The 24,822-nt window shown below is 70.0% G+C and carries 17 protein-coding genes and 2 pseudogenes; 8 read left to right on the top strand and 11 right to left on the bottom strand.

Going from position 1 to position 24,822, the window contains the following annotated elements:
* Nucleotides 1-70 precede the first annotated feature (70 nt).
* The 7 genes and pseudogenes from chvE (at nucleotide 71) to ACK4HH_RS01120 (ending at nucleotide 9,067) form a co-directional block, all read left to right on the top strand.
* Nucleotides 71-1,144 carry a multiple monosaccharide ABC transporter substrate-binding protein gene (gene chvE / locus ACK4HH_RS01150; protein WP_409647580.1) on the top strand — a complete coding sequence of 358 codons (1,074 nt, stop codon included), beginning with the start codon at nucleotides 71-73 and terminating at the stop codon, nucleotides 1,142-1,144.
* A gap of 110 nt (nucleotides 1,145-1,254) precedes the next feature.
* Complete coding sequence (mmsA, locus tag ACK4HH_RS01145) at nucleotides 1,255-2,784, top strand: multiple monosaccharide ABC transporter ATP-binding protein (protein WP_409647455.1); 1,530 nt, start codon at nucleotides 1,255-1,257, stop codon at nucleotides 2,782-2,784.
* A 39-nt stretch (nucleotides 2,785-2,823) separates the two neighbouring features.
* Nucleotides 2,824-3,282 (top strand): annotated as a pseudogene (locus ACK4HH_RS01140) (RDD family protein); the annotation flags it as partial.
* A gap of 87 nt (nucleotides 3,283-3,369) precedes the next feature.
* Nucleotides 3,370-4,536 (top strand): multiple monosaccharide ABC transporter permease, encoded by a 1,167-nt coding sequence (mmsB, locus tag ACK4HH_RS01135; protein WP_409647577.1) that lies wholly within the window; start codon nucleotides 3,370-3,372, stop codon nucleotides 4,534-4,536.
* 169 nt (nucleotides 4,537-4,705) lie between these two features.
* A complete protein-coding gene (locus tag ACK4HH_RS01130) occupies nucleotides 4,706-5,935 on the top strand; it encodes a multidrug effflux MFS transporter (RefSeq protein ID WP_409647452.1) in 1,230 nt (409 codons plus the stop codon).
* Nucleotides 5,936-6,025: 90 nt separating this feature from the next.
* A complete protein-coding gene (locus ACK4HH_RS01125) occupies nucleotides 6,026-7,303 on the top strand; it encodes a saccharopine dehydrogenase family protein (RefSeq protein ID WP_409647449.1) in 1,278 nt (425 codons plus the stop codon).
* Nucleotides 7,304-7,312: 9 nt separating this feature from the next.
* A complete protein-coding gene (locus ACK4HH_RS01120; RefSeq protein WP_409647447.1) occupies nucleotides 7,313-9,067 on the top strand; it encodes a helicase HerA-like domain-containing protein in 1,755 nt (584 codons plus the stop codon).
* A 15-nt stretch (nucleotides 9,068-9,082) separates the two neighbouring features.
* On the opposite strand, the gene ACK4HH_RS01115 is transcribed toward ACK4HH_RS01120, so the two are convergent.
* From ACK4HH_RS01115 to ACK4HH_RS01105, 3 genes are read right to left on the bottom strand one after another with little or no spacing between them, the layout of a single operon-like run.
* Entirely contained in the window at nucleotides 9,083-10,897 is a 1,815-nt protein-coding gene (locus tag ACK4HH_RS01115) for an SLC13 family permease (protein ID WP_409647444.1), read from the bottom strand.
* A 43-nt stretch (nucleotides 10,898-10,940) separates the two neighbouring features.
* Nucleotides 10,941-12,401: a cardiolipin synthase gene (cls, locus tag ACK4HH_RS01110; RefSeq protein ID WP_409647442.1), complete on the bottom strand. Its 1,461-nt coding sequence runs from the start codon at nucleotides 12,399-12,401 to the stop codon at nucleotides 10,941-10,943.
* A 4-nt stretch (nucleotides 12,402-12,405) separates the two neighbouring features.
* On the bottom strand, nucleotides 12,406-13,509 hold the full coding sequence (locus ACK4HH_RS01105; protein ID WP_409647439.1) for an AI-2E family transporter: 1,104 nt from the start codon (nucleotides 13,507-13,509) through the stop codon (nucleotides 12,406-12,408).
* 153 nt (nucleotides 13,510-13,662) lie between these two features.
* On the opposite strand from ACK4HH_RS01105, the gene ACK4HH_RS01100 reads away from it, so the two are divergent.
* Nucleotides 13,663-15,129: a leucyl aminopeptidase gene (locus ACK4HH_RS01100; RefSeq protein ID WP_409647436.1), complete on the top strand. Its 1,467-nt coding sequence runs from the start codon at nucleotides 13,663-13,665 to the stop codon at nucleotides 15,127-15,129.
* A gap of 145 nt (nucleotides 15,130-15,274) precedes the next feature.
* On the opposite strand, the gene ACK4HH_RS01095 is transcribed toward ACK4HH_RS01100, so the two are convergent.
* The 8 genes and pseudogenes from ACK4HH_RS01095 to hpaD form a co-directional block, all read right to left on the bottom strand.
* Entirely contained in the window at nucleotides 15,275-16,903 is a 1,629-nt protein-coding gene (locus ACK4HH_RS01095) for an MFS transporter (protein WP_409647433.1), read from the bottom strand.
* Between the two features lie 105 nt (nucleotides 16,904-17,008).
* Complete coding sequence (locus ACK4HH_RS01090; protein ID WP_409647430.1) at nucleotides 17,009-20,689, bottom strand: SCO7613 C-terminal domain-containing membrane protein; 3,681 nt, start codon at nucleotides 20,687-20,689, stop codon at nucleotides 17,009-17,011.
* Complete coding sequence (locus tag ACK4HH_RS01085; RefSeq protein ID WP_409647427.1) at nucleotides 20,686-20,907, bottom strand: helix-turn-helix domain-containing protein; 222 nt, start codon at nucleotides 20,905-20,907, stop codon at nucleotides 20,686-20,688. The genes ACK4HH_RS01090 and ACK4HH_RS01085 overlap by 4 nt, the downstream gene beginning before the upstream one ends.
* Nucleotides 20,907-21,383 (bottom strand): DUF2975 domain-containing protein, encoded by a 477-nt coding sequence (locus ACK4HH_RS01080; protein ID WP_409647424.1) that lies wholly within the window; start codon nucleotides 21,381-21,383, stop codon nucleotides 20,907-20,909. The genes ACK4HH_RS01085 and ACK4HH_RS01080 overlap by 1 nt, the downstream gene beginning before the upstream one ends.
* An 84-nt stretch (nucleotides 21,384-21,467) precedes the next feature.
* Nucleotides 21,468-22,271 carry an HpcH/HpaI aldolase family protein gene (locus tag ACK4HH_RS01075; protein WP_409647421.1) on the bottom strand — a complete coding sequence of 268 codons (804 nt, stop codon included), beginning with the start codon at nucleotides 22,269-22,271 and terminating at the stop codon, nucleotides 21,468-21,470.
* A complete protein-coding gene (locus ACK4HH_RS01070; RefSeq protein ID WP_409647419.1) occupies nucleotides 22,256-23,041 on the bottom strand; it encodes a fumarylacetoacetate hydrolase family protein in 786 nt (261 codons plus the stop codon). Before ACK4HH_RS01070 ends, ACK4HH_RS01075 begins: the two co-directional genes overlap by 16 nt.
* 6 nt (nucleotides 23,042-23,047) lie before the next feature.
* Nucleotides 23,048-23,749, bottom strand: a pseudogene (locus tag ACK4HH_RS01065) (hypothetical protein); the annotation flags it as partial.
* 39 nt (nucleotides 23,750-23,788) lie between these two features.
* The gene (gene hpaD, locus ACK4HH_RS01060; RefSeq protein WP_409647416.1) at nucleotides 23,789-24,784 is read right to left on the bottom strand and encodes a 3,4-dihydroxyphenylacetate 2,3-dioxygenase; all 996 of its coding nucleotides are present in this window, start codon (nucleotides 24,782-24,784) and stop codon (nucleotides 23,789-23,791) included.
* Nucleotides 24,785-24,822: the final 38 nt, after the last annotated feature.

The raw sequence follows: 24,822 nt of genomic DNA, 5'->3' as shown, positions 1-24,822 counted from the left end.
CACCACATCCCCTATGAAAGGACACACAGTGAAGAAGAACGTTCTTCTCTCCGCCGTGGCCATCGGCGCGATGACCTTCGGTCTCGCCGCCTGCTCGGCCCCGGCTGCCGAGGGCGAAGGCGAAGGCGGAGGCCTCATCGGCGTCGCCATGCCCACCCGCTCGTCGGAGCGCTGGATCGCTGACGGCGACGCCCTCGTGGCCGAGCTCGAGGCGGCCGGCTACACGGTCGACCTGCAGTTCGCTGAGGACGACATCCCCACCCAGGTCTCGCAGGTCGAGAACATGATCACCAAGGGTGCTGAGGCCCTGATCATCGCCGCGATCGACGGCACCACCCTCACCGAGGTGCTGCAGACGGCTGCCGACAGCGAGATTCCGGTCATCGCCTACGACCGCCTGATCCGCGACTCGGAGAACGTCAACTACTACGCGACGTTCGACAACTTCCTCGTCGGCCAGCAGCAGGCGTGGACCGTGCTGAACGGTCTCGGCCTCACCGACCTCGAGGGCAACGCGCTCCCCGACGCGCCGGCTGGTCCGTTCAACATCGAGCTGTTCGCAGGTTCGCTCGACGACAACAACGCGTTCTTCTTCTTCAACGGCGCCATGGACATCCTCCAGCCGCTGATCGATGACGGAACGCTCGTCGTCAAGTCGGGTCAGACCGACATCGAGCAGGCCGCCACGCTGCGCTGGGACGGCGAAGTCGCCCAGAGCCGCATGGAGGACCTCCTCACGGCGAACTACTCGGACGGCACGAAGGTCAACGCCGTTCTGTCGCCGTACGACGGCCTGAGCCGTGGCATCATCTCGGCCCTGACCGACGCCGGCTACGCCGTGGGTGTCGACTTCCCGATCATCTCGGGCCAGGACGCCGAGATCGACTCGGTCAAGGCGATCCTCTCGGGTGAGCAGTTCGCGACGATCTTCAAGGACACGCGCGAGCTCGCGAAGGTCGCGGCCGGCATGGCCGTCGCCCTTCTCGAGGGCGGCGAGCCCGAGATCAACGACACCACCACGTACGACAACGGCGTGCTCGTCGTGCCGTCGTTCCTGCTCGGCCCGGTGCCGGTCGTGGCGGACAACGTGGAGTCGGCGCTCGTCGACACCGGCTACTGGACCGCTGAGGAGCTCGGCCTCTAACGAGACCGGTTCATCCAGCACCAGCAGTTGAATCTGGCCGGTGGTGGGGAGTCGCACTAGGCTCCCCACCACCGGCTCTTTCCCCCAACGACGTAAGGAAGAGGCAGCACGTGACCCAGAACATCCTCGAGATGCGGTCGATCACGAAGACCTTCCCGGGTGTCAAGGCCCTCTCCGACGTCACCCTCGAGGTGGCGCGCGGCGAGGTGCATGCCATCTGCGGCGAGAACGGCGCCGGAAAATCCACCCTCATGAAGGTGCTCTCGGGGGTCTACCCGCACGGCACCTACGAGGGCGACATCGTCTTCGAGAACGAGACGGTCGAGTTCCGCGACATCCGCGACAGCGAGGCCAAGGGCATCGTCATCATCCACCAGGAGCTCGCCCTGAGCCCCTACCTCTCGATCGCCGAGAACATCTTCCTCAACAACGAGGTCAAGGGCCCGCTCGGGCTCATCGACTGGAACCGCACGAATCAAGAGGCCAAGAAGCTGCTTGCTCGCGTCGGCCTCGATGAAGACCCCGTCACGCGCATCCTCGACATCGGCGTCGGCAAGCAGCAGCTCGTCGAGATCGCCAAGGCGCTCTCGAAAGAGGTCAAGCTGCTGATCCTCGACGAGCCGACCGCGGCGCTCAACGACAGCGACAGCGACCACCTGCTCGACCTGATCCTGCACCTCAAGGGGCAGGGCATCACGTCGATCATCATCAGCCACAAGCTCAACGAGATCAAGAAGATCGCCGACTCGGTCACCGTCATCCGCGACGGCAAGACGATCGAGACCATCCAGCACAAAGACGTGTCGGAAGACCGCATCATCAAGGGCATGGTCGGCCGCGATCTCGAGCACCGCTACCCCGACCACACCCCGCACATCGGCGAGGAGGTGCTGCGGGTCGAGGGCTGGACGGCCCACCACCCGCAGGACTCGTCGCGCGTCATGGTCGACAACGTCGACCTCTCGGTGCACGCGGGCGAGATCGTCGGCATCGCGGGCCTCATGGGCGCCGGGCGCACCGAGTTCGCGATGAGCCTGTTCGGCCACAGCTACGGCAGCCGCATCTCGGGCAAGGTCTTTAAGCGCGGCAAAGAGATCAAGACGCGCACGGTCGACGAGGCGATCCAGAACGGCATCGCCTACGCCACCGAAGACCGCAAGATGTACGGCCTCAACCTCATCGAAGACATCAAGCGCAACATCTCGATGGCATCGCTGCGCAAGCTCGTGAGCTTCGGCCTCGTGAACGACAACGAGGAGTACAAGGTCGCGAACGAGTACCGGCAGAGCATGAACATCAAGAGCCCGACGGTGCTGCAGCGCACCGGGCAGCTGTCGGGCGGCAACCAGCAGAAGGTCGTGCTCTCGAAGTGGATCTACTCGGATCCCGATGTTCTGATCCTCGATGAACCGACGCGCGGCATCGACGTCGGCGCCAAGTACGAGATCTACACGATCATCAACCGCCTTGCGAGCGAGGGGAAGGCGATCATCGTCATCTCCTCCGAGCTGCCCGAACTGCTGGGCATCTGCGATCGCATCTACGCCCTCTCCGAGGGCCGGATCACGGGCCAGATGCCCGTGGCCGACGCCACCCCCGAAGCCCTCCTCAAGCTCATGACCGTGGAAGCGTCGCGCTGACCTTGGGTCGCGTGAACTGAACAAGGAGCCACACAATCCATGAATGAAATGCAATCCATTCAAGCCGTAGAGCGTTCATCTCTTCCTGACGGCGTCGTCTTGGCGCCCTGGGGAAGGCGGTTCGGGGCCGCGGCCATCGATACCGGCCTGTACCTTTTGCTCTTGGTATTGGCCTACGTAAGCCTTTTCGGCGGACTCTTGAGCGGTCAAGTCAGCGGGAGCCTTACGGGCCTGATCTTTGCGGTCGTGCTATACGCGGCAGCTCTCGCCCTATGGGTATTCAATGTTGGTTACCTGGGCACTCGCGGCTATACGGTCGGCAAACACATTCTCGGAATTCGAGTGTTGTCTGAAGCAGATGGCATGCCCATCGGCTGGGGCCGCTCGTTTGGGCGCCACCTCATCATCTCCGCCATTGGCGGGCTAGTCCCCATCATCGGTGGAATCCTTGTCTTGATCTCGCCATTCCTGGACGACAAAAACCGACGTCGCGGCTGGCATGAGCGAGCGACGGGCTCAATCTCTTACGACGTGCGCAACGGCGCGGATCCAGCTGAAAGCAAGTTCCCCACTGCCAAGGGTTCTCTGCCCTACATCGTGAGCGACCTCGGCAAGAACGGCATCTTCCTCGCGCTCATCGCGGTGGTCGTGCTGTTCTCGATCACAACCAACGGCATCCTGCTGCGGCCGCAGAACATCTCGAACCTCATCGTGCAGAACGGGTACATCCTGATTCTCGCTATCGGCATGGTGCTCGTGATCGTCGCCGGCCACATCGACCTCTCGGTCGGCTCGATCGCCGCCTTCATCGGCGCCTTCTCGGGCGTGCTGATCAGGGATGCCGGCTTCCCGTGGTGGCTCGCCATCATCGGCGCCCTCGTCATCGGGGCGGTGGTCGGGGCCTGGCAGGGCTTCTGGATCGCCTACGTCGGCATACCCGCGTTCATCGTGACGCTCGCGGGCATGCTCATCTTCCGCGGCCTCGCGCTCATCACGCTCGGCAACTCGAACATCGGATCGTTCCCCGAAGAGTACCGAGCGCTCGGCAACGGCTTCATCTCGTTCGCGGGGCCCGATGCGGCGATCGACGTCTTCACGCTCGTCGTGGGTGCCCTCGCCATCGTCGGCCTCATCGTGCAGCAGGTGCGCACGCGCAACGGCCGCAAGAAGTACGGCCAGGCCGTCGACCCGACGGTGTGGTTCATCGCCAAGATGGCCTTCGTCGCGATCGGTGTCGGCGCCTTCACCTACGCGCTCGCCTCGTTCAAGGGCATCCCCGTCACGCTCATCGTGCTCGCGGTGCTCGTGATGATCTACGGCGTCGTCGCGAACCGCACGGTGTTCGGCCGCCACATCTACGCGATCGGCGGCAACCGTCACGCGGCCGAGCTCTCGGGCGTCAAGACGCGCTCGGTCGACTTCTGGCTGTTCGTCAACATGGGCATCCTGGCCGCGCTCGCGGGCCTCGTGTTCACGGCGCGACTCAACCTGGCCGGCCCGAAGGCGGGTGACGGCTTCGAGCTCGAGGCCATCTCGGCCGCCTTCATCGGCGGCGCGGCGGTGCAGGGCGGCATCGGCACCATCTCGGGCGCCATCATCGGCGGTCTCATCATCGGCGTGCTCAACAACGGCATGTCGATCATGGGCATCGGCATCGAGTGGCAGCAGGCCGTCAAGGGCCTCGTGCTGCTGCTCGCCGTGGCCTTCGACGTCTACAACAAGCGTCGGGCTGGCGGCGGCACGGGTCGCTGACCCGCATCCCCTCGCTGACGCGCCCCGTGGCCCTGTGCCGCGGGGCGCGTCGCTGTCTGAGGATGACCACTCGGCGCTCGAATCGATTCGACTCCGGCCCCCGATGGTTCTAGACTGATCCGGGCCGATCGGCCGCCCCACCCCTGTTCGAGCCCCGGGAGGACGCTGCGTGTCGACGGTCGTGCATCCCGGAGACTCGCTCACCCGTGGCCAGCGCGCCGTCTACGTCATCGTGCTCGGTGCGCTCACGGCGCTCGGCCCCTTCACGATCGACCTCTACCTGCCGGCCTTCCCGCAAGTCGAAGCCGACCTCGCGGTCTCGGCCGCGGCCATCCAGCTGACCCTCACGGCGACGACGATCGGGTTCGCCTTCGGGCAGCTGCTCGTGGGGCCCTGGAGCGACGCGGTCGGCCGTCGCCTGCCGCTCATTCTCGCCACGAGCCTGCACGTGCTCGCGAGCCTCGGTGTGGCGCTCGCGCCCGACATCACCTGGCTCATGGCCTTCCGCGTGCTGCAGGGCTTCGGCGCCGCGGCGGGCGGCGTCGTGGCCATGGCGACCGTGCGCGACCTGTTCGGCGGCTACCCGCTCGTGCGCATGCTCTCGCGGCTCTCGCTCGTCAACGGCCTCGCGCCCATCCTCGCGCCCGTCATCGGCTCGCAGCTGCTGCTCATCATGCCGTGGCGCGGCCTCTTCGTCGTGCTCGCGGCCTACGGCGTCGTCATCGTCATCGCGGCGAGCCTGCTCATCGTCGAGACGCTGCCCCCCGCGCGGCGCGTCGACAAGGGCCACGCGACCATTCGCGACCGCTACCGCGTGCTGTTCGCCGACCGGGTCTTCATCGGTGTCGCGATCATCGGCGGCATGTCGTTCTCGGGGCTCTTCGCCTACCTCTCGGCCTCGCCGTTCCTCTTCCAAGAGGTCTACGGACTCGACCCGCAGGGCTACGGCCTGCTGTTCGCCATGAACTCGATCGGCGTCGTTGCGGGCGTGCAGATCAGCTCGCGGCTCGCGAAGCGCATCGCCCCGCAGTGGATCCTCAGCGTCTCGACCCTCGTGCTGCTCGGCAGCTCGGTGGCGATCATCGTGCTCGATCTCGCCGACGCGGGCTTCTGGGGCACGGTCGTGCCGCTGTGGTTCTTCATCACGGCGTGCGGATTCGGATTCCCCATGGTCCAGGCCCTCGCGCTCGCCAACCACGGCAAAGAGGCGGGCACCGCCGCCTCGCTGCTCGGCGCCATGAACTTCGGCCTCGCCGGCCTGCTCTCGCCGATCGTCGGGCTGTTCGGCATCGCGAACGCCGTGCCGATGGGGGCGGTCATGGCGGCGACCTCGGTGGTGTCGATCGCGAGCCTCTGGCTCATCGTGCGGCCGCGCACGGTACCGGCGCTCGATCGCTGACACTCGATCGGCGGTCGGGCGGGGTGCGCGCATCCCGCTGCACGATGCGGGTCTGGCGCGATTGTTGTCCATGTGTATAACATTGGGGGCATGAGGATCCTCCTGGTCGGCGCCGGAGGCGTCGGAGACGCCATCGCCAAGATCGCCGCACGCCGCACGTTCTTCGAGACGATGATCGTGAGCGACTACGACGTCACGCGTGCCGAACGCACGATCGCCTGGATCGAGGCGAAGCACGGCCCGCAGGGCGACCGCTTCGTCGCCGCGCAGATCGACGCCTCGAAGCCCGAGAGCGTCGCGGCCGTCGCGCGCGAGCACGGCGCGACGCACGTCATGAACGCCGTCGAGCCCAAGTTCGTGCCCACGATCTTCGCGGGAGCCCTCGCGGCGGGCGCCGACTACCTCGACATGGCCATGAGCCTCTCGCACCCCCACCCCGAGCAGCCCTACGCCCTCACGGGGGTCAAGCTCGGCGACGAGCAGTTCGCGGCCTCTGACGACTGGCAGGCCGCCGGTCGCCTCGCGCTCGTGGGCATGGGCGTCGAGCCCGGGCTGAGCGACGTCTTCGCGCGCTACGCCGCCGACCACCTCTTCAGCGAGATCGACGAGCTCGGCACGCGCGACGGCGCCAACCTCGTGGTGCGCGACGACGAGGGCAACGAGATCTTCGCCCCGTCGTTCAGCATCTGGACCACGATCGAGGAGTGCCTCAACCCGCCCGTCATCTGGGAGAAGAGCACGGGCTGGTACACGACCCCGCCGTTCAGCGAGCCCGAGGTCTTCGATTTTCCCGAGGGCATCGGCCCGGTCGAGTGCGTCAACGTCGAGCACGAAGAGGTGCTGCTCATGCCGCGCTGGGTCGATGCGAAGCGTGTGACCTTCAAGTACGGGCTCGGTGACGAGTTCATCGGCATCTTGAAGACCCTGCACCAGCTCGGTCTCGACAAGACCGAGCCCATTCGCGTGCGCTCGGCGAACGGCCCCGTCATGGTGAGCCCCCGCGATGTCGTCGCCGCGGGCCTTCCCGATCCGGCAACCCTCGGGCCCCGGATGACCGGCAAGACCTGCGCGGGCCTCTGGGTCACGGGCACCGGCGTCGACGGCGCGCCCCGCGACGTCTACCTGTACCACGTGAGCGACAACGAGTGGACGATGGCCGAGTACGAGAGCCAGTGCGTCGTGTGGCAGACCGCCCTCAACCCCGTCATCGCCCTCGAGCTGCTCGCCTCGGGTGCGTGGAGCGGCGCGGGTGTACTCGGCCCCGAGGCCTTCGACGCCCAGCCCTTCCTCGACCTCATGGCGCGCCCCGAGAACGAGGGCGGCTACGGCCAACCGTGGGGCCTGCAGGAGCGCACGCCCGTCGCTTAGGCTGGCGCCATGACTGACGCGAGCGAGGCCGTCACGGCCGCCCAGCAGGCTCTCGAGCAGGCGCAGGCGGCGCTGGCCGCAGCCGAAGAGGCCGCCGCGCGCGCCGCCGCGCAGGCGAGCGAGGCGGCGGCACCCGCGGCGAGCATCCCGAGCGAGGGCCCGCTCGATGCCGAGCAGGTCGCAGCCGTGCGCGCGGGGTACCAGCCCGAGGGGGCCGTGCTCGAGATGGGGGCGCTCGTCAACGGGGCGGCGATGCCCGACGTGCCCATCCGCATTCCGATCGCCATGACCAACCGCCACGGCCTCGTCGCGGGCGCGACGGGCACGGGCAAGACGAAGACTCTGCAGGTGCTCGCCGAGCAGCTGAGCGCCGCGGGGGTGCCCGTCTTCGCTGCCGACATCAAGGGCGACCTCAGCGGCATCGCCGTGGCCGGGCAGAGCAGCGAGAAGCTGCTCGCCCGCACGAGCGGCCTCGGGCAGCAGTGGCAGGGCGTGGCGCACCCCACCGAGTTCTACTGCCTCGGCGGAATCGGTCACGGCATCCCCGTGCGCGCGACGGTCTCGAGCTTTGGGCCCCTCATGCTCAGCAAGGTGCTCGGCCTCAACGACACGCAAGAGTCGAGCCTCGGGCTCGTCTTTCTCTACGCCGACCAGAACGGGCTGCCGCTCGTCGGGCTCGACGACCTGCGCGCCGTCATCCAGTTCTTGACGAGCCCCGAGGGCAAGGCCGACCTGGCCGAGCTCGGCGGGCTCAGCAAGGCGACCGCGGGCGTGATCTTGCGCGAGCTCATCACCTTCGCGGCCGAGGGTGCCGACGTCTTCTTCGGCGAGCCCGAGTTCGACACCGCGCACTTCTTGCGCACGACGGCCGACGGCCGCGGCATCGTGAGCCTGCTCGAGGTGCCGGGCGTGGCCGACAAGCCCGCGCTGTTCTCGACCTTCCTCATGTGGCTGCTCGCCGACCTGTTCAACGACCTGCCTGAAGTGGGCGACCTCGACAAGCCGAAGCTCGTGTTCTTCTTCGACGAGGCGCACCTGCTGTTCCGCGACGCGAGCAAAGACTTCCTCGCCGCGATCACGCAGACCGTGCGCCTGATCCGCTCGAAGGGCGTGGGCATCTTCTTCGTCACGCAGTCGCCGAAAGACGTTCCCGGCGACGTGCTCGCCCAGCTCGGCTCGCGCGTGCAGCACCAGCTGCGCGCCTTCACCCCCGACGACGCCAAGGCGCTCAAGGCCGCCGTGTCGACCTACCCGAACAGCGGATACGAGCTCGACGAGGTGCTCACGACGCTCGGCATCGGCGAGGCGATCGTGACGGTCATGAACGAGAAGGGCGCCCCCTCGCCCGTCGCCTGGACCCGGCTGCGGGCACCGCAGGGCTCGATGGATCCCGCGCCCGCCGACGTGGTCGCGTCGACGATCGCGGCCTCGCCCCTCATGGCGCAGTACGGGAAGGCTGTCGACCGCGAGTCGGCCTACGAGCTGCTGACCGGCCGCATGAACGCCGCGGCCGAGGCCGAGGCGGCGCGCGAAGCGGCCGAGGAGGCCGCCGAGCAGAAGGACGCCGCCCGCGAGGAATACGAGAAGGCCCTGCGCGACCTGCAGAAGAAAGAGCGCACCACGACGCGCACGCCGAACCGTCGCACGGCCAAGCCTGCGCCCGGCGTCGGCGACATGCTCGGCGACGTGCTCGGCTCGCGCACCGGCCAGACCGTGATTCGCGAGGTCGTGCGCGGCATCTTCGGCACGCTCGGGCGGCGCTGAGCGCGCCCCGGCGCCCTAGAAGGGGAAGAGCACGGGCACGAGCAGCACGGCGACCGCGAAGAACACGAGCGCCACGGGCAGCCCGAACTTCCAGTAGTCGCCGAACTGCAGGCCCGCGGGCGCCATGACCATCAGGTTGCCCGGCGTCGCGACCGGCGTCAGCACGGCCGCCGCGGCCGTCACGGCCACGGCCATGAGGAACGGCAGAGGCGAGACGCCCATCTCGTAGGCCACCGAGATCGCGATCGGCGCGATGATGAGCGCTGTCGCCGTGTTGCTGATGAGCTGGCCGAAAATGAAGGTCACGAGGGCGAGCGCGGCGAGCACGATGGCGGGGCCGAACGCCCCGACGACGTCGACGATGCCGGTCGCGAGCAGGTCGGCCGCTCCCGTCTGGGTGATCGCCGTCGAGACCGGGATCATGCCGCCGACGAGCAGCACCGTCGTCCACTGGATCGAGCGGTGGGCCTTCTCGATCGACACGACGCGCGTGAGCACCATGATGCTCGCGGCTACGAGTCCGGCCACAGCGGGCGGCACGATGCCGGTCGCGAGGGCGATGACCATGAGCACGAGCACGCCGAGGGCGAGGTACGCGCGGCGCCCGAGGGGCGCCGCCTGGCGGCGGATCTGGTCGGGAGCATCCACGACCATGACCGACGAGTCGCGCAGGTTCTCGTCGAGCGCATCCCACGGCCCCTGCACGAGCAGGATGTCGCCGGCCTCGAGGCGGATTCCGGTCTGGTCGCCGATGTCTTCGCCCCCACGCTGGATCGCGACGATGATGAGGTCGCCGCTCTCGGTGACCATGCCGGGGAACACCTCGTCGCCGATCGCGCGCGAGCGCGGGGGGATGACGATCTCGGCGACGCCGTACTCGGAGTCCATGGCCGCCCAGGTGCTCGAGACGGTGCTCGTGCCGATGCCCTCGAGCTTGGCGTCGTCGCACACCGAGCGGATGCCCGTCGGGGTGCCCTGCAGCAGCAGCACGTCGCCCGCGCGGATGGGCGTCGTCGCCTCGCGCGAGCCGCGCACGCCCGGCGATTGGATAGCGATGAGCGAGACCGGCGCGGCGCTCTCGAACACGATCTGCTCGGCGGTGCGCCCGATGAGCGGCGAGCCCGAGAGCACGCGCACGCGCCCGAAGGGCTGAGCGCCGCCGAACTGCGCGAGCAGCGTGCGCGCATGATCGCCCAGGTCGGTCGCGAGTGTCGACGGGGTGCGGGCGGGGATGAGCCGCGGGCCGAGCAGCACGGCGATGAGCACGGTGCCCGCCACGATCGGCAGCCCGACGAGACTGAACTCGAAGAAGCCGAACGCCCGCCCCGTCTCCTCGTCGGCGAGCTCCGACATGATGACGTTGACGGGCGAGCCGGTGAGGGTCAGCAGCGAGCCGGCGTGGGCGCCGAAGGCGAGCGGCAGCAGCAGTCGGCCCGCGGGCATCGTGACCTTCGTCGCGATCACGACGACGACGGGCAGCAGCGCTGCGACGGCGCCGTTGACGCTGATGAGCGCGGCGAGCACGGCGACCACGATCATGATGATGACCGTCAGCACGCGGCGGTCGCCCCCGCCGCGCTTGACGAGCTGCTGGCCCGTCCAGGCCGTGAGCCCCGAGCCGTCGAGCCCCTCGGCCACGACGAAGAGCGCCGCGATGAGCACGACGGCCGGGTCGCCGAAGCCCGCGAAGGCCTGACCGAGGTCGAGCACCCCGAAGGCGTAGAGGGCCAGCGAGGCGCCCACGGCGATGAGGCCGACGGGGATGCGGTTCGTCACGAACGCCAGCACCACGACGGCGAGGATCAGCATCGTGATGGTGATGTCGCTCACGATGCCGACTCTATCCGCGGCCTCGGCGCGCGCCTAGTCGCGCTCACTGCAGCGACGAGGTGAGGCGTGCGATCGAGTCGCGCACCTTCTCGCCCCAGGGGCGCCGCACCCACTCGTCGAGCGTCAGCTCGCGGCTCGCCGCGCGGTACGAGGCCTCGATCGCGCGCATGCGCTGCACGAACTCGGCGCCGTGCACCATGACCGAGACCTCCATATTGAGGCTGAACGACCGGATGTCCATGTTGCTCGAGCCCACGATCGCGACGTCGTCGTCGATCGTGAAGTGCTTCGAGTGCAGCACCGTCGGCGCCTGGTAGAGGTAGATGCGCACGCCGGCGCGCAACAGGTCTTCGTAGTACGAGCGCTGCGCGTGATACACGAAGAACTGGTCGCCGATCTCGCTCACGTAGAGCTCGACGAGCAGCCCTCGCGACGCCGCGGTGATGATGGCCAGTTGAATCGCCTCGTCGGGCACGAAGTAGGGGCTCGTGATGCTCACCTGGCGCTCAGCCTTGTGGATGAGCGTCGTGTAGAGCTTGAGGTTGTTGTCGTTCTCGAAGCTCGGGCCGCTCGGCAGCACTTGCGCGTCAAGCAGCGCCGGGTCATCGCCGAGCACGACGGGGCTCGTGTCGAGCGGCAGCAGCTCGTCGGTCTCGCTGTACCAGTCGGTTACGAAGACGGCGTCGAGCTCGCGCACGACCGGCCCCTCGAGCCGCACCATGACCTCGTGCCAGTGCAGCCCCCGGGCGATCGACTTCTTCTTGCCGTAGTTCGACTGGATCATGTTCTGGGAGCCCGTGTGGCCCACGCGCCCGTCGACGACGACGAGCTTGCGGTGGTTGCGCAGGTCGGGGCGCTGCCACTGGCCCTTCCACGGGCGCAGGGGGAGCATCCCGTGCCATTCGGCCCCGATCGCCGCCAGTCGGCCGAGGGTCGCCTTTCGCGGCGGGTACAGGATGCTCATCAGGTGGTCGCTCAGAACGCGCACCGTCACCCCGCGCGCGCGGGCCCGCTCGAGCGCGGCGAAGAAGGGCTCGGTCGTGGCATCGAGCGTGAGGATGAAGAACTCGACGTGCACGTACTGCTCGGCCGTGTCGATGTCGGCCACCATCGCCGCGATCGCGCCCTCGTAGTCGTCGATGAGCTCGGCACGATTGCCGCCCACCATGGGCAGGGCGCCGAGGTTCTCGTTGAGCCGCACCGACGAGCCCAGCCACTCGGGCCACTCGTCACGGTGGCTCACACGGTCGAGCCCCTCGGTTCGGTCGAGGATGGCCCGGCTGACCTCGTGCTGCTTCTCGCGCCGGCGCTTCGGCAGGCGGCTGAGACCGACGAGGAAGAAGGCGATCGCGCCGATGTAGGGGATGAAGATGATCGTGAGCATCCACGCGATCGCCGTCGACGGTCGGCGTCGGGCTGAGATCAGGATGATCGCGATCGAGCCGAGCACGACGTGCGCGACGACGAGCAGGGCGGGCAGCAGCCCGGTCGCATCAGTGGGCACGCGACTACTTCACCCTCTGCCGCGGGACGATGACCTTCTTGAGGATCAGCAGGATGCTCGCGACGACGGGCGAGGCGACGAGGGCACCGAGCAGGCCGAGGAGGGTGCCGCCGATGACGGCGCCGATGAGCACGAGCGAGGCCGGGATCTTGATGGCCTTGCCGATGATGCGGGGCGTCAGCAGGTAGGCCTCGAGCTGCATGTACACGATCATGACGATGCCGACGACGAGCGCCGCTGCGGGCGAGGTGAAGAGCGACACGAGCACCATGAGGGTCGTGCTGATGACCGAGCCCACCACGGGGATGAGCGTGATGAAGAGCGCGATGAACGCCAGGATTCCGGCGTAGCGCACGCCCATGATGGTGAGCAGGATGAAGGAGAAGGTCGCATTGGTGACCGCGATGATGACCTGCCCGCTGAGGTACTTGCCGATGGAGTCGAAGATCTCCTCCGCGATCTCGGCGAAGCCCGCGCGCTTCGAGCCCGGCACGAGGTCGTAGAGCGCGTTCTTCATCACGTCGAGCGAGGCGACGAAGTAGATCGTGATGACGACGACGAGCAGCACGCCGAACGTGCCGTTGATGATGTCGGCGCCGATGCGCAGCGCCCCGCCGCCCACCGTGAGCCAGAGGTTCGGGTCGGCCGAGTTGAGGCGGATCCACTCGAGCAGGATGAGCGGGTAGCCGTTGAACTGCTCGTCGAGATCGATGAACCACGGTTGGTTGTTCACGTCGGTGAGGTTCTCGGGCAGCGTGCGCGCGAGCTCCGTGGCCTGCTCGATGACGATCGGCACGATGAGGAAGAGCATGGCTGCCACGACGGCGAGGAAGGCCGCGAGCACCACACCGATGGCCGCGCCCTTGCTGAGCCCGCGCTGCTGCAGGCGCGTGACGACCGGGTAGAGGCCGAGGCTGATGAAGGTCGCGAGAAAGATGAGGGTGATCGTGTAGGCGAGCTGCGCGACGGCGGCGCCGAGCAGCAGGGCGAGCAGCACGCCGAGCGTGCCGATGAACCCGATCGCGAACGGCCCGGAGCGCAGCCAGGTGACGCGCTCGGTGCGAACGGCCTCCGGCTCGGGTGCGGGGACGGGTGCCTCGGACGCCATGGCGGTCCTCTCTGTCTTCCGCCGATCGGCCGACAGAATCCTCGTCACCATATCGCCCGCACGGCAAAGCGAATAGCCTGGGCGCGACGATTCGTCACTCCACCGATCGTCTCGACCCGCACGAGAAACGGACCACCCATGAGCAGCCTGACGGTGACCACCTCATCCGCCGCCCCCGCATCCCTCGACGTCGAGGTCGTTGTGATCGCCGCGCGCATCGGGGCCGACGGCCCCGAGCTCGTCGCGCACCCGTCGCTCGCCGCACTGCACGACCAGCTCGTCGCCATCGGGCTCACGGGCAAGGCCGACGAGCTCGTGCGGCTACCCGCCCTCGAGGGCTCGCGCGCGACCCTCGCCGTCGTCGGGCTCGGTGCGACGCTCTCGGCCGACACGGCCCGTCGCGCGGCCGGCTCGGCCGTGCGCCAGCTCGCCGGCGCCGCATCCATCGCGCTCGCCTTCGGCCTCGACGACGAGGCGCACGTGCACGCCATGATCGAGGGCGCCGCGCTCGCCGCATACGCCTTCACCGACTACCGCGCGAAGACCGCCGCGAAGGTCAAGACCCCGGTCGGCGCCGTGACGGTGTGCACAGCCGCGGCGATCTCGGCCGAGGCGATCGAGCGCATCCGCATCGTCACTGAGCAGATCGCCCTCGTGCGCGACCTGACGAACCGCTCGGGCGGCGACCTCTACCCGCAGTCGTTCGCCGACGCCGCCATCGCGGCCGCGAAGGGCGCGCCCGTCACGGTCGAGGTGTGGGACGAGAAGAAGCTCGCGGCGGAAGGCTGCGGTGGCATCATCGGCATCGGCCAGGGCTCGTCGCGCCCGCCGCGTCTCGTCAAGGTGTCGTACGCGCCGGCCGGCGCCGAGAAGCACGTGGCCCTCGTCGGCAAGGGCATCACCTACGACACGGGCGGCTACTCGCTCAAGCCCGCCGAGGCCATGAACGGCATGCAGAACGACATGGGCGGCGCGGCCGTCTCGCTCGGTCTCGTGCTCGCGGCGGCGCGCCTGGGCCTGCCGGTGCGCCTCACGGCCTTCTTGTGCATGTCAGAGAACCTCGTCTCGTCGACGGCGATCCGCGTCAACGACATCCTCACCATCCGCGGCGGCACGACTGTCGAGGTCATGAACACCGACGCCGAGGGCCGCCTCGTCATGGCCGACGGCCTCGTGCTCGCGAGCGAAGAGGGCCCCGACGCGATCATCGACGTCGCGACGCTGACCGGCGCCGCGATCGTCGCGCTCGGTCGCCGCACGGTGGGGGTCATGGGCGACGACGAGCTCGTCGGCGCGATCGTCGAGGCCGGAAAGCAGACCGGCGAGCCGCACTGGCACATGCCGCTGCCGGAGGAGCTGCGCCCGCAGCTCGACTCGCGATTCGCCGACATGGCCAACCTCAAAGTGGGCAACCGCGATGGCGGGATGCTCGTCGCGGGCATCTTCCTCAAAGAGTTCATCGGCACAGGTGCCGACGGCTCGCCCATCCCGTGGGCGCACCTCGACATCGCCGGCGCGGCCGTGAACGAGGGACCGGCCTACGGCTACCTCGCCGAGGGCGCCACGGGTGTCTCGGTGCGCACGCTGCTCACGGCGATCGAGCACCGCTTCACGGCCTAGCGGCCCGACCCACACACGTCGCACCGTTTGCGACACCTCGCACGCTTCCTGGCGTACGACGTGTCGCAAACAGTGCGAGCAGCGCGGCGCGAGATGCGATGGGGCCCGGCGGAGATCCGCCGGGCCCCATCGCGTGCGGGCGGAGCTAGTCCTTCTTCTCGTCCGACTCCGGGTACCCCACGTACAGGTCCTCCTTCTGGAAGCCCGGCATGCGGCGCGCGGGAACGATCGCGAGAGCCGCGAGGCCGCCGAGCACGAGCATCGTGGTGCGCAGGGCGGTGAGCCGCGACTCGGTGAACTGCTCGACCGCGTAGGCGATCTGCTCGTCGGTGGCGTCGGTGCGCTCGGTCAGGGCGGCTTCGAGCTGCGCGTTGGTGAAGAAGTTCACGTTGTCGAAGTTGATCTGCTCGACGATCTCGGGGGTGAAGACCTCAGAGTCGTTCGCCGCCGCGTAGGCGCTCGAGGTGAGCAGGCCGACCGCGAACGCCGAGGCCACGGCGATGCCTGCGCTGCCCGAGAGGTTGTGCGTGAGGCCGCGGATGGCGCCCACGTCGCCCGCGTTCTCGGCGGGCGCCGAGGTGAGCAGCGCGTTGAACACGAGGGCCACGACGCAGCCCTGTGCCAGACCGAGCACGACGAGACCGACGATGACGGATGCCTGGCCCCAGTCGTTCGCGATCGTGAACGACAGCCACACGAGCGCCAGGGTCACGACCGTCATGCTGACGCTCGCGATCGTGCGCGGCGCGAACCGGCTGTAGAGCCGCGAGACAAGGGTGTTCGCGATGAAGATCGAGATCGTGTACGGAATGACGGCGAACGAGACCTGGATGCCCACGAAGCCCTGCACGACCTGCATGTAGAGCGGCATAAGGAAGCTCACGGCCGTGCCGACGAAGAGCATGAGACCCATCACCGTGACGGTGGCGCGCGCGCGCCGCGCGCGCACGATGTCGAGGTTGACGAGCGGCACCTTCTGCTCGGCCATGCGCTTGCGCGTGCGGCTGAGGAAGAGCTGCGCGAAGATGACCGCGGCGACGAAGAAGAACGGCACGACCGAGAACTCGCCGATCGAGATCGGGGCGTTTCCGGTCGCCGTCAGCAGGCCCCAATCGTTCATCACGCTCATGCCGAAGCTGATGAGGATGATCGAGATCGCGGCGAGCATGCCCCCGGTCCAGTCGACGATGAGGTTCTTCTGCGGCGGCACGGGCTTGAGCAAGAAGCTCGCGGCGAAGTTGATGAGGCCGATCGAGGCGACGAGCACGAACGACCAGCGCCAGCCGATCGTCGAGGCGAACTGGCCGGCGATGAGCAGCGACACCACCTGGGCGAGGGGGATGCTCGCGGCGAAGTAGCCGATCGCCGAGGCCTGCTGCTTGCCCTGGAAGCTGGCCGCGATGATGATCGTGAGGGCCGGCAGCGTGATGGCGTTCGAGGCGCCCGTGATCGACTGGGCGATGAAGAGCACCGAGCCGTCTTGCGCCGTCGCGATGAGGATCGCGGCGAGCGCGGGGATGATCACACCGATGCGGAAGGCCAGCACGGGGCCGATCTTCGCGGTGATCTTCGCGCCGAGCAGCAGGAAGGCCGAGACCGCGAAGGTGCTCGCGGTGTTCGCGAGGCCGACCGTCGTCGGCGAGATGCCGAGGTCTTCGGTGATGCCGGTGATCGAGACGTTCCAGGCGTTGAACGCGAGCTGCACCTGCGCGAGCATGACGACGAACAGCGGGAGCCAGGAGGACCTGGTCTCGACGGCGGAACCTGCAGACATGGGGGACCTCCGGGTCGGGCGCGCATCGGTGCGTGCGCTTCTGCCGCAATACTGCACCACCCGGGGGCGCTTGGCGAGAGAGCGCGAGCGCGGCTCGCGCCGTCGTCAGCGCAAGTCGCGCAGGCGCGGCGTCGACGGCGCCCCTGGCCCACCCCGGCGCTCGGAGCCGACGGCGATGACGAGCAGCACGAGGCCGACGACCGCGAGCGTGATCCACCAGGGCATGGCCTCGATTCCGCGCCCGATCTGCACCGAGAAGGCGAGCACGTTCTCGAGCGGCAGCACGATCATGCCCAGCACGAAGGGCGCCGCGAGCCGCCAGCGCACGCCGACGAGGATGAAGCCGAGCGCGAGCGCCATGACGAGCACGGCACGCCAGGTCTGCGGGTCGGTCGCGGTCGCGAGCATCGAGGCGAGCACGAGCACGACGAGCCCCGGCGCCAGCAGGGGCCATGATCCCGAGCGGCCGCGCGGCCAGTGCTGCAGCGGGGCGGCGGCAGCCGGGCGGGGCCGCCGCAGGGCGATCGCGCCCGCGACGAGCAGCATGAGCCCCAGCGGCAGCGAGAAGGCCTCGACGCGCAGGTACTCGCGCGTGCTCCACGCGGCGATCGCGGTACCGAGGGCGAGGGCGAACTGCACCCACGCCCGCGGCAGCAGGGTCGGGCCGCGCCCCTCGCGCGCGACCGCGATCGTCATGGTGACGAGCAGCGCGAGCATGAGCATCCACAGCACCGCGACGGTCAGGGGGGTGCTCTCGACGGCTGTCCACGCGGCGATGCTGACGGCTGCGATCGCCGGAACGAGCGCCCAGCGGCGGGCTGAGGCGTCGAGGGGCGCAGTGCGCAGCACTCCCGCGACGCCGGCGGGCACGGCACCCGCGAGCGCCACGAGCAGCACGAGCACGATGGTCGGCGCCGTCGCTTGCGCGGTGGCGAGCGCGGCGGATCCGAGGCCGAGGCGCGCGGCGAGCACGGCACCGGCGAGTCCCGCGACGGTCGCCGCGGCGAGCGTCCACCCCCGCAGCGAGGCGAGGCGGTGCGGCTCTGTGCTGCCGTCGGTCGACGAGGCTCGGGGGTGGATGCTCGCCCCGAGCGCGGCGAGCCCGACCGATGCGAGCACGAGCCCGAGCGCTCGAGCGGGCACCGGCTCGGCATCGAGCGCGAGCAGTGCGAGCAGGGGAACAATGCCGGTGAGCAGCGCCGCGCCGTACAGCTCGGGGCGCGGCGTGCCTCGCGCCGTGAGCACCGCCGCGATCGTTGCCGCGGCGATCGTCGGCGGCAGCAGGTGCGCCTCGGGCTCCGTGACGCCGAGCTCGAACCACAGGGTCGAGAGCGCCGCGGTGGCGGCGGCGCCGCTCGCCCACCAGTACGGTGCCGCACCGCGCACGCGCGCGGCGGTCGCGCAGCCCAGGGCCAGCAGGGTGAGCACGATGATCGCGGTCACGGGCCCTGCGGCCTCGCGCGCATAGGCCAGGGCGATCGTGATGACGGCGGTGAGCAGCGTCGAGACCTCGATCGCGCGGCCCACGGCGGTGGCGTGCGCCGTCGGCATGCCGCGGTCGTGCACGGCGTCGACGAGGCGGGGGATGGCGGGCAGGGTCGCCGCCACGAGCAGGGCGATCGTCGGCAGCACGACGGGTGAACCGCTCATGACCAGCAGCTCGGCCCCGAGGTCGACGAGCACGACCGCGATCGAGGGCACGATCACGGCGCCCGCGAGCGCCCGCACGACGATTCCGAGCCCGGGTCGACGCGTGCGCAGCAGGCTCACGGCCAGCACGATCATCGCCGTGGTCGAGAGGGCGGCCCAGCCGCTGCGCTCGACCGCGACGAGTGCGACCGCGAGCGCGAACGGCACGGTCGTCACCCCCAGCACGGCGAGCCAGTGCGCGGCGGCAACCCTCGGCACGAGCGTGACCGCGATCGCGATCATGAGGCCGATCGTCGCGGTCAGGCTCAGCAGCGCGGGCCCGCCGACACCCGTGAGCGAGAGCGCCGAGCCGGCGAGCACGAGGGCGTAGCCGACGCCCGCGGCGGTGTGGGCGGCACGGCCGCGCAGGGGGATCGTGCGGGCGAGGGCCGTGAGCGCGACGAGGGCGGCGGGCCCGAGCGTGACCGCGGTCTCGATCGACTGCCACGACAGCGACACGGCGATGACCAGGGCGGCGTGGCTCGCGAGAATGATCGGCAGGCGCATCGAGAGCCGTGCCCGCTGGCCGGCCGCGGTCGTGGTCATGATGGCCGCGGTGGCCGTGACGAGCACGATGGCGGCGATCGCGCGCGCCGTCGGGTCGACGACGGTCAGCCCGAGTGCGCCGAGCCCGGCGAGCCCGAGCGTGCCCAGGCTGAGGGCGCGCCCGCGGTGAACCGCGGCGGTCGAGCGCCCGGCACGGTGGCCGACGAGCCGAGCCTGCAGACCGAGCGCCGCGCTCGCGACCACGAGCCCGAGCACCACGGCGGCGCCCGTGTCGGCGTCGAGCGGCGAGTCGCCGCCCGCGCTCGCCCGCGCCCCGCCGAGCAGCGCGGTCAGCGCGCCGAGCGTCGCGAGCCCGGCGTGCGGGATGAGCGTGATCGAGAAGACGCACATGGCGCCCGCGAGCACCGTGCGCCGATGCGCGGCGGCGTCGGCGCGGCTCGCGATGGTGAGCGCGAGCACCCCCACGGCCGCGCCGGCGGGCACGAGCACGATGAAGGCCGACGGCCCGCCGACCCAGGCCGGGTCGATGCCGAGCGCCGCGATGGCGAGCGCCGCGGGCACGCTGGCCCCTGCGATCAGGCTCCACAGCAGCCGAAGACTGTGCCGGGCGCTGCGCGCCGCGATAGCGCCGCCCCCGAGCACCGCGGCGGCCGTGCTCAGCCAGCGCTCGGTGCCGTGCGTCCAGCCGTCGTCGGGGCCGCCGAACCAGGCGTCGACGATGAACCACACGAGCAGCGCGGCCCCGAGCAGTTGCAGGGCGACGAGAGCTCGGCGCTCCGGGCAGAGCGGCAGCGCGCCACGCGCGGCGAGCCTGCTCGCGCCCTCGAGCAGCGCGAGCGCGACGGCCGCCGTGCCGAGCGGCCCCCACAGCGTCGCGGGCGGCGAGCCGAGCGCGGCCGCCGCGAGCAGGGGCACGAGGGTCAGGGCGATGCTGCCGGCGAGCATCCACCCACGAAGCCGCGTGCGCAGCCCGAGGGTCAGGGCGATGCCACCCCCGAGGGCCGCGCCGATCGTGGCTCCCGCCCAGCCGTTGTCGGCGGCGGGCAGCACGGGGGCCAGGGCGACCCCCGCGAGACCGGCGAAGACGAGGGCGAGCGCGGCGATGCATTCTGCCGAGACCGCGAGGGCGCGTCGACGCAGCACCGCAGCGCCCACCGCGAAGAGCAGCGTCGCGGCGATGAGCACGGCGCCGCGCGCGACCGGGTCGGTCAGGTCGGGGTTGAGCAGCGTGAAGACGAGCGCGGCGAGCGCGATGAGGCCGGCGCCCGCGACCGCGAGCACCGACTGCAGCGTCGTGCTGGCGCGCGCGGGAGCGACGGGCGCGATCCGGGCACGCGCGGGCGCGACCGGGGGGCGATCGGGGGCGGCGCTGGGGGCGCGACGCGGGATGCTCGCCACCGCGCTCTGCAGCGCCGCGAGCGCGTCGGCCGCGGCCGACGCCGCCTGCCACACGTCGACACCGGGCTCGCCGCGCAGGTCGGCGCCGCAGGATCGGCAGAGGCCCGCATCGAGCGGCCGGGTGCACACGGGGCACCGTGTGGCGTCGCGCAGGCGCTCGACGGTGGTCGCGCTCCAGTGCGTCGTGCTCATGCGCCGTGCTCCTCGTCGGCCACCCACACGAGAATGTCGCCCGGCTGGCAGTCGAGCACCCGGCAGATCGCGTCGAGGGTCGAGAACCGCACGGCCTTGGCGCGGCCGTTCTTGAGCACGGCGACGTTGGCGGGAGTGATGTCGATGGCGGCGGCGAACTCGCCCACCGACATCTTCTTCTTGGCGAGCTGCACGTCGAGGTTGATGATGATGGGCATCACACCACCTCCGCGAGGTCGCTCTCGAGCTGCGAGGCCTGCCGCAGCAGCCCGCGCAACACCACGACGAGCAGCGCGAGCACGGCGCCGATGACGATGCCGAGCAGGCAGAGAAGGGCGATCGAGGGCGAGGCGGCGCCCACGGCCGTGAGCAGCCCGAGCGTCGCGACGACGATGAGGGTCGCGACGATGATGGCCGTGAGGATCACGTCGACGTAGACGAAGGCTCTGACGTTGAAGATGACGCCCTCGCCCGCGAGCGTCAGCAGGCGCCAGACGCAGACGAGCGCGGCCTGCAGGCAGAGCACGAACGCCGCCGCCGCGATGACGCCGGGCCACTGCAGAAAGGCGAGCGGTGGCAGGCGCTCGGCCATCTCGGCCGCGATGATCGGAACGACAACCAGCTGGGTCAGCGCGAGCAGCCCGAGCAGCACGGCAATGAGCGACTTGAGCGAGACGATGGTGATCCGGTGCATCGCGTTCCTATCGTTTGTCGGGTGATATCTATCGACAAACGATACATGATGCAGCGGAGGCTGTCGTCCCCCTGCCCGCCGGCGTCAGTACGACGCGCGGGTCGGGCCTGCGCTCGGGTCCCTCCACTCGGCCGCGACCTGCTCCGAGGCGCGCGCGAGCACCGCGACATCGGCCGCGACGAGCACGAAGCGGGCGCCGTCGGCGGCGTACTGCCGCGCAAGAGCCGGATCGAACGCGTTGACGCCGACCGGAGTGCCCGCATCCCGCACCGCCTCGAACGTGCGTCGCACCGCCGCCACGACCTCCGGGTGCGACTGCTGCCCGATGAGGCCCATGGATGCGGCCAGGTCGCTCGGCCCCACGAACACGCCGTCAACCCCCTCGACGGCCGCGATCTCAGCGGCAGCCGCAACACCCGCGGCCGTCTCGATCTGCACGAACAGCGCGGTGTACCGGTCGGCATTGGCGAGGTACCCCTCGACGCGGTTCCAGCGGGCCGACCGCGCGAGGGCCGAACCCACACCGCGCACCCCGAGCGGCGGATAGCGCACGGCCGCGACCGCCGCGCGCGCCTCATCGGCGCTCGAGACCATGGGCACGAGCACCGACTGGGCGCCCAGATCGAGCACCTGCTTGATGAGGACGGGGTCGTTCGCGGGCACGCGCACGACGGGGGTGGTGTCGTAGGCGGCGATCGCCTGCAGCTGCGCCGCTACCGACTCGAGCGTGAGGGGCGCGTGCTCCATGTCGATGAGCACCCAGTCGGGCTCACCGCCGGCCAAAATCTCGGCGACAAGCGGGCTGCCCGTGCACAGCCACATGCCGGCGAGCGGGCGGTCGGTCGCGGCCAAGCGGTCGCGCAGGGTGGGGGCTAGACGAAGCGGCATGAGATGCTCCCGAGATCGCGGTAGTCGGCGACGGCCGTATCGCCGGCGGCGAACCAGACCGGCCGCGTGAACGACCCGGCCAGGATGTACTCGCCGGCCTCGAGCCGATCGCCGTGCTGGCCGAGCTTCGCGGCGAGCCAGGCGACGCCGAGCGCGGGATGTCCCAGCACGCCCGCGGCCACCCCGGTCTCTTCGATCTCGCCGTTGCGGCTCAGGGTCGCTGCGATCCAGCGCAGGTCGACCTCGCGCGGGCCGACGGGACGGCCGCCCAGGATCAGCCCGCCGTAGGCGGCGTTGTCGCTGATGGTGTCGACGATCGTGCGCCCCTCGAGCTCGAAGTGCGAGTCGAGCAGCTCGAGGGCGGGCGTCACGTGCTCGGTCGCGTTGAGCACATCGTCGATCGTGAGACCCTCGCCTGCGAGCGGGGCCTTGAGCAAAAAGGCGAGCTCGACCTCGAGCCTGGTGTTAGCGAAGCGCTCGGTCGGGATCGCGTCGCCGTCGTGCCAGACGGTGTCGTCGAACATGACGCCGTAGTCGGGCTCGGTGATGCCGGTGGCCAGCTGCATCGCCCGCGAGGTCAGGCCGATCTTGCGCCCGACGATGCGGTGGCCATCGGCGAGGCGCCGGTCGCGCCAGGCGCGCTGGATCGCGTACGAGTCCTCCACCGCCGCGTGGGGGTGCCGCGCGGTGATGCGCGGCAGCACCGACCTCGTGCGGGTGGCCTCGGCCAGCTCGGCACCGAGCGATGCGATGAGGTCGGGGGAGAGCATGCGGGATCAGCCTTTCGCTCGGTCGCTGCGTTCGGCGTCGTACCGCGCGCGCCACTCGGGGTTGAGGGGGAACAGCCCCTCGAGCGGGTGGCCCTCGGCGACGCGCGCGGCGACCCAGGCGTCTTCGTGCTCGTGGGCGAGAGCCGCTTCGACCACCTCGTCGACGAGGGCGCGCGGCACGACGATGACGCCGTCACTGTCGCCGACGATGACATCGCCGGGCTGCACTGCGGCGCCCCCGCACGCGATCGTCACGTCGTGCTCCCACGGAACGTGCACGCGCCCGAGCACGGCCGGGTGGCCGCCCGCGGCGAAGACGGCGAGGGGCATCGCCGCGACGGCATCGAGGTCGCGCACTCCGCCATCGGTCACGATGCCGGCAGCACCGCGCGCCACGGCGCGGGCGGCGAGAATGTCGCCGAGGGTGCCCGACCGGGTGTCGCCCCGCGCCTCGATGACGATGACCTCGCCCGCATCGACGTCGTCGAAGAGTCGCTTCTGCGCGTTGTAGCCGCCGCCGTGGCTCGCGAAGAGGTCTTCGCGCAGCGGCAGATAGCGCAGTGTTCTCGCGACGCCGACGAGCCGGGCGCCCGGTCGCAGCGGCCGCACGCCTTCGATCGAGACGCCCTGGATGCCGCGCGCCCGCAGTTGCGCCGAGAGGGCGGCGACGGGGGCGGCGAGCAGGCGCTCGCGCAGGGCGGGGTCGAGCGGGTGCGGCGAGGTCATGAGTCTCCTTAGCGATGCGGGTCAGTGCAGCCCGAGGTAGGCCTCGAGGGTGGGAGGTGTGGCCGTCAGCAGCGGTTCGCGCACGGCCTGGCCGGGAAACTCGCTGGCCTCGAAGAACCAGCGGTTCGAGGCGGGCATGCCCCACAGCTGCGCACGGCGCGGGTTGCTGACGTCCCACCGCATCGGCTCGTCTTCGAGATCGATGAACTGGTAGTGGGTCGTGAAGAGCTCGATGCGGTGCTGGTCGGGGTCGCGCAGGTAGAGGAACAGCGCGTTGCTGATGCCGTGCCGGCCCGGCCCGCGATCGATCTCGTCGCCGAACCCCATCGAGCCGGCCACGTCGGCGGCGTGCAGCAGGGCGAGGCCGTCGGGCACGGTGTAGGCGAAGTGGTGCAGGCGCGGGCCCCGGCCGTTGGTGAAGACGAGGTCGTGGGTGTTGCCCTTGACCTCCATCCAGGTGCCCCAGAGCTCGTCGGTGCCGTCGGTGGCGGTGTATTCCGACATGCGCATGCCGAGCCCGGTCCAGAAGTCGGTCGCGGTCTGCACGTCGTAGGTGACGACCTGGTAGTGGTCGAGCCGCTGAGGCGCCCCGGCGACGAACTCGTGGTACTGCTGCATCTTGCGCGGCACGGTCTGCATCGAGCTCGTCAGCTCCATGTGCGTGCCGACGGGGTCGCGAAACCGCAGGGTCGGGCCCTGGTGGTCGCGCTCGATGCGCTCGTGCTCGATGCCGGTCGCGGTGAAGTGCTTCTCGGCGGCGACGATGTCGGCGTCGCTGCGCACGCGCAGCCCCACGCACAGCGCCGTCGCCTCGTCACCGCGCTCGAGCACGAGGCTGTGGTGCGCAGCCTCCTCGAGACCGCGCAGGTACACCGTGTCGTCGGTCTCGTCGGTGACGACGAGCCCGATGACGTCGCGGTAGAAGTCGCGGCTCTTCTCGAGGTCGGTCACCGAGAGGGCCACGTGGCTCGCGCGGGTGATCACGAAGGGGGGCGTGTGATTGGTCGTGGGCAGCATCAGGGCCTCCAGACGGTTCGGGATGCGATGCCGCCAGC

This window comes from Microcella sp. (assembly GCF_046296455.1).
Lineage (GTDB): Bacteria > Actinomycetota > Actinomycetes > Actinomycetales > Microbacteriaceae > Microcella.
Note: the sequence above shows the minus strand (reverse complement) of the source record. Positions and strands in the feature narration are given on the sequence as shown.

Excerpts from the sequence above, each read along its gene's own strand:
- chvE (WP_409647580.1), top strand. The coding sequence starts at position 71 with ATGACCTTCGGTCTCGCCGCCTGCTCGGCCCCGGCTGCCGAGGGCGAA.
- ACK4HH_RS01125 (WP_409647449.1), top strand. The coding sequence starts at position 6,026 with ATGAGGATCCTCCTGGTCGGCGCCGGAGGCGTCGGAGACGCCATCGCC.
- ACK4HH_RS01120 (WP_409647447.1), top strand. The coding sequence starts at position 7,313 with ATGACTGACGCGAGCGAGGCCGTCACGGCCGCCCAGCAGGCTCTCGAG.
- ACK4HH_RS01105 (WP_409647439.1), bottom strand. The coding sequence starts at position 13,509 with ATGGCGTCCGAGGCACCCGTCCCCGCACCCGAGCCGGAGGCCGTTCGC.
- ACK4HH_RS01095 (WP_409647433.1), bottom strand. The coding sequence starts at position 16,903 with ATGTCTGCAGGTTCCGCCGTCGAGACCAGGTCCTCCTGGCTCCCGCTG.
- ACK4HH_RS01090 (WP_409647430.1), bottom strand. The coding sequence starts at position 20,689 with ATGAGCACGACGCACTGGAGCGCGACCACCGTCGAGCGCCTGCGCGAC.
- ACK4HH_RS01085 (WP_409647427.1), bottom strand. The coding sequence starts at position 20,907 with ATGCCCATCATCATCAACCTCGACGTGCAGCTCGCCAAGAAGAAGATG.
- ACK4HH_RS01080 (WP_409647424.1), bottom strand. The coding sequence starts at position 21,383 with ATGCACCGGATCACCATCGTCTCGCTCAAGTCGCTCATTGCCGTGCTG.
- ACK4HH_RS01075 (WP_409647421.1), bottom strand. The coding sequence starts at position 22,271 with ATGCCGCTTCGTCTAGCCCCCACCCTGCGCGACCGCTTGGCCGCGACC.
- ACK4HH_RS01070 (WP_409647419.1), bottom strand. The coding sequence starts at position 23,041 with ATGCTCTCCCCCGACCTCATCGCATCGCTCGGTGCCGAGCTGGCCGAG.
- hpaD (WP_409647416.1), bottom strand. The coding sequence starts at position 24,784 with ATGCTGCCCACGACCAATCACACGCCCCCCTTCGTGATCACCCGCGCG.